Origin of the sequence: Mammaliicoccus sp. K-M42, assembly GCF_022386375.1 — a bacterium.
In the GTDB taxonomy this organism is placed as follows: Bacteria; Bacillota; Bacilli; order Staphylococcales; family Staphylococcaceae; genus Mammaliicoccus; species Mammaliicoccus fleurettii.
On record NZ_JAJNIS010000003.1, the window covers coordinates 134,759 to 146,908 of the forward strand.

Sequence of the window (12,150 nt, forward strand, 5' to 3'; positions counted from 1 at the left end):
TTATAGATATATCCAATTAAATAGTTGTTTCATTACTTTACGTTCATAATTTCATGAAAACAATATCTGATTCTCTTTTCAATTCCCTTGAAGTCAGTTTCTAATTTAAACATAATCTCATGTGCCGTTACATATGCTTTATGAAATTGAGCTTTAGATATTTTTTTCTCTTTTAGCATTCTTTCTAAATCATCTTCATCAACAAGTTCATATTCACCTGTCTTCGGTATTACTAACACATCCAAACATAAATCTAGCGTTCTAGCATTACCGAGTTGAGTGATATTCCTCAAATTCACATCAAAATAGTATTGTACTGGTCTGTTTTGTTTGTCATACATTACAGTTATACTATACGGCTTTTTCTCTGGCAAGATCTGCATCCATTTATAACCATTATCCGCAGCTGTAATTTCTTTCCCTACAACATTAACCTTTAAAGGTTCCTTCACCTGTACCATTGTAACTAAGCCAACAAGTCCTTTAAAGTGATTCGTATCCAGTACAACTTCTTTATATTCGCGATTAAGGAGACGTCGCCAATGACGTTTGTCAATATACTTAACTTTCACAAGTTACCAACTCCTTTTTTACATTATATAAAAAACTCGCCCCGATTCAAAGCATTCAAGATAGGTTTTCTAAATTAAATTTTTATTTATAAAAAAATACTACAAGAAACATGACGTTTACTTGTAGTATTTTAACAATTAATTTTTAATATATAATTTAAAAATACAAAGCCAATTTATATTTTTAATTCTAGAAATCATTGCTATTCCTTAGATAAATAATGAGATTTATCTTTTAAGAATAAACTTAAGATTAATGCAATAACACTAAATAATGTAGCAATCCAGAAAGCATCGTTGATACCTTGTACAGTTGCTAATTTATTTAAATATTCGATAAGTACAGATTTACCAGCATCATCTCCACCAACTGAATCAGAAAGTGCTTTAACTTGTTCTTGAATCATAGGATTAGTTGAGTCTAAGTTATCTGACATGTTAGCTAAATGAGAAGTCGTATTTTGAGTCATAACTGTTACAAGTATTGCTGTACCAATTGACCCTGCTAGTTGTCTAACAGTATTACTTATTGCATTACCATGCGGAATAAGTCTTTGAGGCAATGAATTCATACCTGCAGTCATAATCGGCATCATTATAAAACTCATACCGAATGAACGTACGATATATATAACTAATATTGTTGTATATGGTGTATCCATATTTAATTGTGTCAGTTCCCAAGTTGCGATTGTCATTATTGTTAAACCAATTAAAGCTAATGGTTTAATACCAAATGAGTCTAACATTTTACCAGCAATTGGACCCATGAATCCCATAATAAGTGATCCTGGTAATAATAATAGACCTGAATCTAAAGGAGAAAAGCCACGTAAATTTTGTAAGTATATAGGTAATAAAATCATACCACCAAATAAACTCATCGTTACAATCACATTGATTAATGTTGTCAATGTAAACCCTGAATATTTCAGTGCAGACATATCAAGCATTGGATTTTTCATTCTAACTTCACGAACAACAAATAATATTGTAAAGATTAGACCGATAACTAATGATAAAGAAACTGTTAATGAAGTCCAACCATCGTTACCCGCTTCACTAAATCCGTATAATAGTAAACCAAAGCCGAGTGTACTGAATACAATACCTGGCACATCAGGTTTAGGATTAGATGTTTGTTGATAAATCTTGAACCAGAAGAAACTAATGATTATAGATACTAATCCGATAGCAAACATACCATAGAACATTATGTTCCAATGATAGTTCTGAACGATCCAACCTGATAACGTTGGACCAATTGCAGGTGCTAAAATAAACGCGATACCTAAAGTACCCATTGCAGCACCACGTTTTTCTGGTGGGAAAATTGTCATAAATACATTTGAACCTAATGGCATTAATATACCAGCACCAATTGCTTGAACGACACGACCTGTCATCATCATTGGGAAGTTAAATGAAATGGCACATACTATTGACCCAATCGTAAATAGAACCATTGCGATAAGGAATAATTTTCTATATGAATACTTACTAATTAAGAATGCACTTATAGGAATTAAAATACCATTTACAAGCATGAACCCTGTCATTAACCATTGACCAGTAGATGCAGAAATACTAAATTCATTATTAATTACAGGCAAAGCTACGTTTAATAATGTTTGGTTTAGTATTGCGATAAACATACCAAACATCATCGCAACTAAAATTTTATTTCTTGAAATGCCTTTACCGTATACGAAGTTAACATGATTTTTCTTAATTTGTTCATTAATTGGTTCATCATCTTTTAATTCCATACCACGGTCTGATAAATCTTCATGTTCTTCATTAGAATCATTTTGTTCATCAGTTTTCATATCGTTAGAAGTCGTTTTCTCCGTCTCTGTTTTAGCCGGTTCATTATCTTCTTCCATCTTTTCAATATGAGTGTGTTTGTTTTTATCGATGTTGTCTTCATCTTTTGATTTCAATTGAGTTTCATCATTCACTTTTGAATTATCTGAAACATCTTTAGCAACTGATTTGCTTTTTTTTCGTTTTACTACAAATGCATTAATTCCAACCCATAAAAGGATTGCAATAATTATATAAGCCACCGTAAAGGTTGATGTCATAATACACCCTCCTTAATTCTTATGGATTCGAACTTCAACATTCATTCCTGGAACAACATTTGTTGATGGCTTAGAATCAAATGTGATTTTCACTGGAACAACTTGTGTCACCTTTGTATAGTTTCCATTACTATTTGATGAAGGCATCATTGAGAAACTTGATGCTGTTGCTAATCCAACTTGAGACACTTTACCTTTAACACTAGCTTCTTGGCCATCAATATAAACGTCAACAGCCTGTCCTTTTTCTACATCTTCAACGTCTGTATCATCAATATTTGCTGTAACATATAAATCATCAAAATTATATGCATATGCAATTGGTGATCCTGCTTGAACTAAACTATCTTCTGTTGCAGAAGTTTTGACGATAGTACTTTTTGAAGGTGCTTTAATGTCCATAGTTTGAGATTGTCCATCTTCACCTTTACCAGAAACTTCTCCTAGTTTATCGCCTTTACCGTACTCTTTACCTTCTTCAGCATCGAAGCTGTCCAAGTTACCTGAAACTGGGCTAGCAATCTTAATTTGCTCACCGTCTACTTTTGCATTTTCTGTCTTTACATAATCTGTTGCTTCACTATAATAATGGAATCCTACTAGTCCGATTGCTACTAAAATTACTATAGTGATAACATTTACAAGCACTATTTTTTTCATTACTCTATTTCCTCCATATTTCAATGATTTGTTTATTATACGTCTCTATGAAAATAAATTAAACCAACAAATTCCAAAAATTTGTCGGGTTAAAATGACAGAAAAGTTAGATAAATATTCATAATATATTCATATTTAAAAAGAATATTAATGTATATTTTCGTCTCTTTTTGTTAAAATATAAGTTATGTAATTATTCGAGGTGAAATATGAAAAAACATGCAAGGCAATTAATCACGAGTAATATGGTTTACTTATTAGAACATTATCATTTTGAAGAAATAACAATAAAAATGTTGTGTGCAGAATGTGGTATTAACCGTTCTACTTTTTATGCACATTTTAAAGATAAATATGAAACTTACGAAGAAATAAAAAGATTCCATATGATGAATTATGAAACTTTAATGGATAATATAGAACGCTCTATTATAGACAATCCTGATGACAGAAGAAAATACGTAAAACAATATTTTACAAATGTATTTTATTATATTGCTAAACATCAAAGATTTTTTACAAGTGTATTTGTTACACATCCTGAGCGAGAACTAATTATTAGTTTTATTTCACTCTTAAAAACTAGATTTGCTAAGTTGATTCATAGTCTTGGTACACTAGAAGAGGTAAACTACTTTCTTGATTACACAGTCGGCGGACAAATAGCTTCTATATATAGCTGGTTGAAAAATGGTTGTGAAGAAACACCAGAAAAGATGGCCGATATTATGTATCGTAATATTATTAAAATCAATAGATAATAAAAAAGAGTAGAAATTCATTGTTAAAATTGAATTTCTGCTCTTTTTTGTTATAAAATCATTTACACTTCTTCCCACTTGTGTGAATATGGATGTCCTTGCTCACACTTCTTTCAACTTTTGTAAATATAGATGTCTTCTATCTTTCCAACTATTAAAAACTAGATAATCCAGTTTTTTCTTGAATTCTATACAATACTCTCTTCCACAATGATTCATCTTTAAATTCATCATATTGTGCTGTGATTGTGTATTTTTTATTATCCCATGCTTTATTAAAGTTTTGAGATAGTTTCGTAAATGCTTCGTCATCTTGTTTACCTTTAATTATGATGTCTGTTTCTAAGTTATAATCTTCTATATTTCTACGTGTTAGATTAGATGATCCTAAAATCATCGCAGCATTCTTGTTTTCATGTTGTTCAAACAATAAATATTTTGAATGAAATTGCTCGCCATTACTTAATGCCCATTTTACTTTAATATTCCCTTTTGAACGATTTACTAATTCACTTGCTACAGGTTTATTTGGTACGCCTGGTTTTTCTTTGCCAAAAGCTTCTTTATTAATATCTAAAATAAGCTTTATTTGCACATTTCTTTTTGATGCTTTAATAAGTTCGTTGATTACATCTCTATCGGATAAATAAAACATGCCTATCGAAATTCGATCTTTAGATTGTGATTTTTTTATATTTTTAAGAATTTGTTCTTTAATTTTTCCTTCAGTAGCTAGTTGCACTGAGTATGTTGCATCATCACGCCAACTATTATTGTTAATCTTAAAGTCACTCGCTGAATATTGTGCACCGCTCATATTTGCTACGGCTATTTCGGATTTAATGATTGCATTTTGAATGGGTCCTGTTACTCTTACACCAACATTTTGATGATATCCACTCGGATCATGTGGATTACTTGATAAGACCATACCGTGCTTTTCAGTTACAAGTGTCTTTCTATGGTTTGCTTTCATATTTAGTATTTTTAAATAGCCTCTTACTGTAACATCAGGACCTTCACTGCTTAAAGGATTATTTAATTTACCATTTTCACTATTTCCAAACCATTGAAAGAACGTTCTATAAGTTCCTGAATAGATTGGATTAGAATCCCTCAATTTACTTAGATCAGTGTAATGGACATCTATGTTGTTTGCTTTTAAAGCCTTAATATTTCTCGGTGTATAAGAACCATAGAATGAATTAATCGGATCCGTAATGACAATAATTCTAATATTTGGATTCTCTTTCTTTTTAGCAATGAGTGATTGAGTTAATCGATGCGTTATATTTGGATATGTTTTATCTCCAGTTTTGTAATTATTAAATAAAAACATGTCCATAATAATAAAGTCATTAGCTTCATTTATTGTTTCATTAACTTTATCAAATATTTCATGTTCATAATGCATTTTATTACCAGATTTATAAGTGACATCTGTTAATAATTCAACATGATTCGTTTTAGTTTCAGAACTTATTTTGGAAACTCCGTGAGGTAAATTTTTAAACACATGAAAAATACTTACGACAATAACAAGCACCACTAATAAGCATACAATCCATAATAAATGCTTTTTTTGAAATTTATTTTTCTTTTTATTATTTTTCTTTTTTCTTTTTACTGAATTACTTTTTTTCTTTTGACTTTTCTTTATTTTATTAGCCAAGTGTTTAATTCACCCCTTTTACTTTGATTATACCAAAATTCAATTGACACCGATGTATTACTTTGTTAATTTTAATTAATATCAAATTTTTCAGAATTTTTAGAGTATATACATAGGAGTGAAGTAAATTGACAGAACCATTAAGACCTTTCCGTGCTGATCATGTAGGCAGTTTATTAAGAACAGAACCATTAAAAAAAGCACGTCAACAATATTCAGAAGGTGAAATTCCGGGAACTGAATTAAAAAAAGTTGAAGACCAAGAAATTGATAAAATCATCGAAAAACAATTAGAAGTCGGATTAAAAAGTATAACTGACGGAGAGTTCCGTCGTTCTTACTGGCATTTTGATTTCTTAGAGAATTTAACAGGTATTGAAGATTACGAACCAGAAATCGGGCTAACTTTTAATGGTGTAGAAACTAAAAAGCATGATGTAAAAGTTGTAGGTAAAGTGAAATTTAATCCAGAGCACCCACACTTTGAACATTTTGATTATTTACACAAAAAAGTAAATGGTAGAGCTGCAAGCAAAGTTTCTATTCCAAGTCCTAATCAATTATTCCATCCAAACATTTTAAATCAGGAAATTTATCCAGATATTTATGAATATGCTAAAGATGTATCAGAAGCTTATCGCCAATCTATACTTAAGTTCTATGACCTAGGCTGCCGTTATTTACAAATTGACGATGTATATTGGGCTGGGTTAGCTGCAACAACACAACTAATTAAGAATAGAGAACGTACTGCTGAAGAAAAAGAAGAAGCTATTAAACTAGCAGCAAAAGTAGTCAATGATGCATTAGCAGACTTGCCGGAAGATTTACTTATCACAACTCATATTTGTCGTGGTAACTATCAATCATCGTGGGCAATAACAGGTGGTTACGAGCCAATCGCTAAAGATTTATTCACTGAGAAATTACAAGGTTTCTTCCTAGAATATGACGATAACCGCTCTGGTGACTTTGAACCATTAAGACATTTCAATAGAGATGATGCTTATATCGTTTTAGGTCTTTTCACTTCTAAGACAGGCGAATTAGAAAATAAGCAAAATATTTTAGACAGATTAGATGAAGCTACTAAATATGTTTCAAAAGAACAATTATGTTTGAGTCCACAATGTGGATTCGCTTCAACAGAAGAAGGTAATATCCTTTCTGAAGAAGATCAATGGAAAAAATTATCTTACGTTATTGAAACTGCAAAAGAAGTATATGGAGAACTATAATAATCATAAAAACGTCCAATTCGTATTATTCGAATTGGATGTTTTTCATTTTATTAATAATAGATTACTTAATAGATTCAAATGCATATTTTTTAATCGCTTCTTCATGTTGTGGATACTGTTCTAACAATTCATCTTGTGTGAAAAGTTCGAATTTCTCAAACTGAAAGCCTGGTGAACACATACACCCTACTAGTGCATAGTCATTGTCTCCTTCAACTGTTGAAGCGAATATAACACCTTTAGGTACTAACGCTTGCAATACATCACCTTTATCAACATGAGGTCCGACGTTAACTTGTTCATACTTTCCATCTGGATGTATCATATGCACTGTCAACGTTTGACCTGCATGATAATACCACACTTCATCTGATTGTATTCTGTGAAAATGAGATATATTGTTCTTTTCTAATAAGAAGTAAATACTTGTATATAAAGCGTTATGATCACTTAGTGTTTGTTCTGATTTAATGACTTCTTTATAATATCCACCTTCAGGATGAGGCATTAAATCAAGCATATTAATCCATTTTTCTTTATTCATAAGCACTCCTTATTATAAATCTACATTATGAAATACTTGTTGAACATCTTCTAAATCTTCAATAGCATCTACTAACTTTTCAAAAGTATCTTGATCTTCTTCTGATAAAGTTACTTCCGATTGAGCTAGCATTGATAGTTCAGCAACTTCAAAATCTTCTACGCCATTTTCTTTAAGAACATTTTGAACTTGTGAAAATTGATCAGGTTCTGCATAAACAATTGTTAACTCTTCTTCTTCAACAACATCTCTTACATCTAAATCTTCTTCTAATAAAAGTTCAAAAATTTCATCAACAGATTTTCCTTTAAATGCAAATACAGCAGTATGATTAAACATGTATGCAACTGATCCAGATACACCCATATTGCCGCCATTTTTACCGAATGCTGCACGAACATCACTAGCTGTACGGTTTACATTATTAGTTAATGCATCAACAATTAGCATTGAACCACTTGGCCCAAAACCTTCATATCTTAGCTCATCATAATTTTCTTCTGATCCACCTTTAGCTTTTTCTATGGCTTTATCAATAATATGTTTTGGAACAGAATAAGTTTTAGCTTTTTCTAATACAAATTTAAGATTTTGGTTTGATTCAGGATCTGGTTCACCTGATTTAGCAGCTACATAAATTTCACGGCCAAATTTAGCATAAATTCTACTTGTATTTTTATCTTTTTGGGCTTTTTTATCTTTAATATTATTCCATTTACGTCCCATAATTCCATCTCTCTTTCAAAGTGAGTTATTTAACATACTTATTATACAATATTGATCTAATCTGGCAAAGTTTACAGGTCAAAAAATAATAAGCGACTGAGACATTTAATTTGTTTCAGCCGCTTTAGTAACTATTTTAATCTTTAATAATACTTGCGAGTCTTAATATGTGCATAATGATATTAAGAAGATTGATAAATAAATTGAATCCCATTTCCCTTGGAGAAAAATTGCCTAACTTCATACGGTTAAAGTCGTAAACAGTATATAGTAAGAATAAACCTATACCAATTACTGATAATACTGTATGAAAAATTGGGTTATTCAAAAATAAACCTAAAAGACTCGCAAAAATAAGTGCAATTAATGTAACGAATAAATATTTACCTAAACCTGATGCATCATCAATCATAAAATAACCTAAAATTCCGAATGCTGCGAATGCACCAATAGCTAATGCAATATTTCCATAAAATGCTTGAGTTCCTAATGTGCCTAAATAATACATAAAGGAAGTATATGAAATAATACCTATTAAGAAAGCAAAGACATTTGATATAAGACCGCTAAATTTTCTAGATGATTTTACAAATAGTGTGAGCATTATAAGTACAAATAATCCTATCGTTATTGGAAGATGTAATGCCGGTGGTACAAATTGACCTAAATAAGTTCCAATACCAAAAATCACCCAATAGTATAAGAAATATAGCCAAGTTTTTCTAATTGCTGAACCATGTGTGTCATCAGCTTGATATGATCCATAATTATGTTCATAACTCATCCATAATCATTCCTTTTTTATAAGTAATACCAACATTTTACATGTTATAACGCTATATATCAATTGTGAGGTCTCTACATAATTGTAACATTTAGTTCACATACATAATTTACCATATTGCATTTGGATACGCTCACAACACGTTTTAGTGAGTTAAATTTTTATTATAAAAGCGTGTTCTAATTATTGTGTTTTTATTACAAAGTGATTACAGACAGTACATGTAATGTTATTTTTGTTACCATTAAATCTATCGAAGGATTTATATATATTAGTATTCTGTTTTTATATTTTTTAGATAACGAGGAGGATAAGCCTTTGAAAAAATTTGCATTCGCAGTAACAGCAGTTTCAGGTGTTGCAGCTATAGCAGCTCACAACGATGCAGAAGCATCAACTCAACACACTGTAAAAAATGGTGAATCTTTATGGATTATTGCAGACGAATATGGTGTGTCTGTTGATCAACTGAAATCTAGTAACAATATTTCAGGAAACATGATTTTCCCAGGACAAGTCATTACTGTAAACGGAAGTAGTTCAGCTGGAGGAAGTGGCTCTCAAGAAAGTACAGCAACTTCAGGTTCTACATACACAGTTAAAAATGGTGATTCATTAGATGTAATCGCTCAACAACACGGTGTTTCAGTTGACCAACTTATGAAATCAAATAATTTAAAAGGTTATATTATCTATCCAGGTCAAAACTTAAAAATTGCTGGTGGAAGTGGTAGCGATACAGCAACTGCCCCATCTAACAATACGCAACCATCTCAAACTGGTGGTAGCCAATCGTTCAATGACCAAAACTTATATGACTGGGGACAATGTACATATTACGTATTTGACCGTAGATCACAAGCTGGTAGTGCAATTAGCACTTACTGGGGAGATGCAAAATATTGGGCTGGCGCTGCACAAGCTGACGGGTTCCGTGTAGATAGCACACCTGCAGTTGGTTCAATTATGCAATCTACAACTGGACAATATGGTCACGTGTCATACGTTGAATCTATTAATTCAGATGGTAGTTTACTAGTTTCAGAAACTAACTACAATACAGCACCTGGTGTTACTGATTATAGAACAATACCAGCTTCTCAAGTTTATAACTATTCATATATTCATTAATATTTAAAAAGCCAGTTCACATTGTGAACTGGCTTTTTTTGTTTGTATGTAGGTTAATAAAATGTACAGGGTACAGTGTACATTATCATATGGGTGAATCGCACGATATCTCAAAAGTCTTCGTGCGTTTTTACCGGATTTGACCTGAATTAAAATAGCAAAATGAGGCTGAGACAAATATATTGTCCCAGCCTCTTATCGTTTTATTTCTTATACAAATAACATACAAATATGATAAATAACAAACGCAAGTAAGATTGATACTGGTAACGTTATAATCCATGTAATAATCATTCTTTGTGCTGTTGTCCATTTCACACCTTTTACGCGCTGTGATGAACCTACACCTAATATAGATGAAGATACAACATGTGTAGTTGATACTGGTAAGTGAATGAAAGTAGCACCAAATATAATAAATGCTGATGATAAATCTGCTGCTACACCGTTAGCTGGACGTATTTTCATAATATTTCCACCAACAGTTTTAATTATTTTCCAACCACCTACTGCAGTTCCAAGCCCCATTGCAGTAGCACAACTTACTTTAACCCATAGCTCAATGTCTGTTGTTGATTGCATATTTGCTGAAATAAGCGCCATTGTAATAATACCCATTGCTTTTTGAGCATCATTTGTACCATGAGAAAATGCTTGTAAAGCTGCAGTACCAATTTGTATAAATCTAAAGTTTCTATTTGTTTTAGTCAAATTATTATTTTTAAACACTACTTTGAATATAGAATATACTGTAAAACCAACTATAAATGCTAATAGTGGTGATGCGATTAAAGCTAGTATAATTTTAGAAAATCCTTGGTAATGTAATACTCCAAATCCTGCAGATGCAATAGCTGCCCCTGCAATTGAACCTATTAATGCGTGTGAAGATGAACTTGGGATCCCGAAGTACCAAGTAATAAGATTCCATGCTATTGCCGAAATTAAAGCTGCTAATATCACAATTGAACCATTTTCTAATTTAAATGGATCTACAATATCTTTGGCAATTGTTTGAGCAACACCAGTAGCGACTAACGCACCGATAAAGTTCATAACCGCTGCTAATATAATTGCATGTCTTGGCTTTAGTGCTTTTGTAGATACTGCTGTTGCGATTGCATTGGCTGTGTCATGAAAACCATTAATAAAGTCAAAAAGTAATGCACATACAACAATAGCTACAGTAATAATGAGTAAACTATCCATTTTTTAAAACTCCTTAGCTATTTTTCATAATAATTTGTTCTAATTTGTTTGCTACTAATTGACATTTATCTGCTACATCTTCTAATGATTCATAAATATCTTTAATTTTAATTAATGTTACTGGATCTGTTTCACTGTTGAAAATGTATTTGATAGATTCTCTTAAAATAACATCACAATTCGTTTCATATTCTTTAATGTTGATTGAATGAACACGAATATGTGAGAATTTCTTTTCAGCTACTAAAGTTACAGCTATTTCAATTTCTTTGATTGCGGCTTGTATGTTCTTAACGAATTCTGCCATGTAGTCGTCTGAATAACTAATAGAGTACATTTCAAACATCGCTGAAGTTTCTTCCATTTCATCTAATACATCATCTAATGCATCACATAATTCTAAAATATCTTCTCTTTCTATCGGTGTAATGAATGTCTGATTCAAATCAGTGATCATTTGGTGCATAAGATCATCACCATTAGACTCATAGGCTTTTATTTTATCTGAATAAGCTTTTAAGTCGAACTCTGAGTCAAAATCCATTTCTCCAAATTCAACTGATGCGCGGCTTAAATTCTCAGCTATAGCTTCTAACTGAATACCAAACTTATCCTTTTTCTTATTAAACATTAGTAATCCTCCCAAAATTTACATCTTAATTTACGTAATTACTCTTTCATTGTACTCTTTCAAAATCAATTCGACCACTATTTATTAATTTAATTTTAATCTTTTATCTTATATGTAAACATTCTGTAACAG

At 31.3% G+C, this 12,150-nt stretch carries 12 protein-coding genes; 3 read left to right on the forward strand and 9 right to left on the reverse strand.

Going from position 1 to position 12,150, the window contains the following annotated elements; all coding sequences use genetic code 11:
* Positions 1–32: 32 nt before the first annotated feature.
* The 3 genes from LQ668_RS03415 to LQ668_RS03425 all read right to left on the reverse strand — a co-directional run bounded on the left by LQ668_RS03415 (position 33) and on the right by LQ668_RS03425 (position 3,319).
* Entirely contained in the window at positions 33–572 is a 540-nt protein-coding gene (locus tag LQ668_RS03415; protein ID WP_239775904.1) for a ribonuclease FAU-1 family protein, read from the reverse strand.
* 203 nt (positions 573–775) lie between these two features.
* A complete protein-coding gene (locus tag LQ668_RS03420; protein ID WP_078357067.1) occupies positions 776–2,659 on the reverse strand; it encodes a DHA2 family efflux MFS transporter permease subunit in 1,884 nt (627 codons plus the stop codon).
* Positions 2,660–2,671: 12 nt separating this feature from the next.
* Complete coding sequence (locus LQ668_RS03425; protein ID WP_078357068.1) at positions 2,672–3,319, reverse strand: HlyD family secretion protein; 648 nt, start codon at positions 3,317–3,319, stop codon at positions 2,672–2,674.
* Positions 3,320–3,528: 209 nt separating this feature from the next.
* On the opposite strand from LQ668_RS03425, the gene LQ668_RS03430 reads away from it, so the two are divergent.
* Positions 3,529–4,080: a TetR/AcrR family transcriptional regulator gene (locus LQ668_RS03430; protein ID WP_078357069.1), complete on the forward strand. Its 552-nt coding sequence runs from the start codon at positions 3,529–3,531 to the stop codon at positions 4,078–4,080.
* A gap of 154 nt (positions 4,081–4,234) precedes the next feature.
* Here the strand turns inward: LQ668_RS03430 and LQ668_RS03435 are convergent, their stop codons facing one another.
* Positions 4,235–5,752: a phospholipase D-like domain-containing protein gene (locus LQ668_RS03435; protein WP_078357070.1), complete on the reverse strand. Its 1,518-nt coding sequence runs from the start codon at positions 5,750–5,752 to the stop codon at positions 4,235–4,237.
* 128 nt (positions 5,753–5,880) lie between these two features.
* Between LQ668_RS03435 and LQ668_RS03440 the strand changes: the two genes are divergently transcribed.
* Positions 5,881–6,990: a 5-methyltetrahydropteroyltriglutamate--homocysteine S-methyltransferase gene (locus tag LQ668_RS03440; RefSeq protein WP_107509173.1), complete on the forward strand. Its 1,110-nt coding sequence runs from the start codon at positions 5,881–5,883 to the stop codon at positions 6,988–6,990.
* Between the two features lie 64 nt (positions 6,991–7,054).
* Here LQ668_RS03440 and LQ668_RS03445 read toward each other — a convergent pair whose 3' ends face one another.
* The 3 genes from LQ668_RS03445 to LQ668_RS03455 all read right to left on the reverse strand — a co-directional run bounded on the left by LQ668_RS03445 (position 7,055) and on the right by LQ668_RS03455 (position 9,047).
* Positions 7,055–7,537: a cupin domain-containing protein gene (locus LQ668_RS03445; protein ID WP_107509172.1), complete on the reverse strand. Its 483-nt coding sequence runs from the start codon at positions 7,535–7,537 to the stop codon at positions 7,055–7,057.
* Positions 7,538–7,549: 12 nt separating this feature from the next.
* Positions 7,550–8,263, reverse strand: a complete 714-nt coding sequence (locus LQ668_RS03450; RefSeq protein ID WP_078357073.1) for a YebC/PmpR family DNA-binding transcriptional regulator — start codon at positions 8,261–8,263, stop codon at positions 7,550–7,552.
* 136 nt (positions 8,264–8,399) lie between these two features.
* Positions 8,400–9,047: a Bax inhibitor-1/YccA family protein gene (locus tag LQ668_RS03455; protein WP_078357074.1), complete on the reverse strand. Its 648-nt coding sequence runs from the start codon at positions 9,045–9,047 to the stop codon at positions 8,400–8,402.
* A 318-nt stretch (positions 9,048–9,365) separates the two neighbouring features.
* Here LQ668_RS03455 and LQ668_RS03460 point away from each other — a divergent pair, with 318 nt between their 5' ends.
* Positions 9,366–10,178, forward strand: coding sequence for a LysM peptidoglycan-binding domain-containing protein (locus LQ668_RS03460; protein WP_078357075.1), 813 nt, complete (start codon positions 9,366–9,368; stop codon positions 10,176–10,178).
* Between the two features lie 210 nt (positions 10,179–10,388).
* On the opposite strand, the gene LQ668_RS03465 is transcribed toward LQ668_RS03460, so the two are convergent.
* Entirely contained in the window at positions 10,389–11,387 is a 999-nt protein-coding gene (locus tag LQ668_RS03465) for an inorganic phosphate transporter (RefSeq protein ID WP_078357076.1), read from the reverse strand.
* Between the two features lie 13 nt (positions 11,388–11,400).
* Positions 11,401–12,018: a DUF47 domain-containing protein gene (locus tag LQ668_RS03470; protein ID WP_078357077.1), complete on the reverse strand. Its 618-nt coding sequence runs from the start codon at positions 12,016–12,018 to the stop codon at positions 11,401–11,403.
* Between the last annotated feature and the right edge of the window lie 132 nt (positions 12,019–12,150).

Bases quoted from the DNA above. Each gene is read 5' to 3' on its own strand.
- LQ668_RS03420 (WP_078357067.1), bottom strand. From the start codon at position 2,659: ATGACATCAACCTTTACGGTGGCTTATATAATTATTGCAATCCTTTTA.
- LQ668_RS03425 (WP_078357068.1), bottom strand. From the start codon at position 3,319: ATGAAAAAAATAGTGCTTGTAAATGTTATCACTATAGTAATTTTAGTA.
- LQ668_RS03430 (WP_078357069.1), top strand. From the start codon at position 3,529: ATGAAAAAACATGCAAGGCAATTAATCACGAGTAATATGGTTTACTTA.
- LQ668_RS03445 (WP_107509172.1), bottom strand. From the start codon at position 7,537: ATGAATAAAGAAAAATGGATTAATATGCTTGATTTAATGCCTCATCCT.
- LQ668_RS03450 (WP_078357073.1), bottom strand. From the start codon at position 8,263: ATGGGACGTAAATGGAATAATATTAAAGATAAAAAAGCCCAAAAAGAT.
- LQ668_RS03455 (WP_078357074.1), bottom strand. From the start codon at position 9,047: ATGAGTTATGAACATAATTATGGATCATATCAAGCTGATGACACACAT.
- LQ668_RS03465 (WP_078357076.1), bottom strand. From the start codon at position 11,387: ATGGATAGTTTACTCATTATTACTGTAGCTATTGTTGTATGTGCATTA.
- LQ668_RS03470 (WP_078357077.1), bottom strand. From the start codon at position 12,018: ATGTTTAATAAGAAAAAGGATAAGTTTGGTATTCAGTTAGAAGCTATA.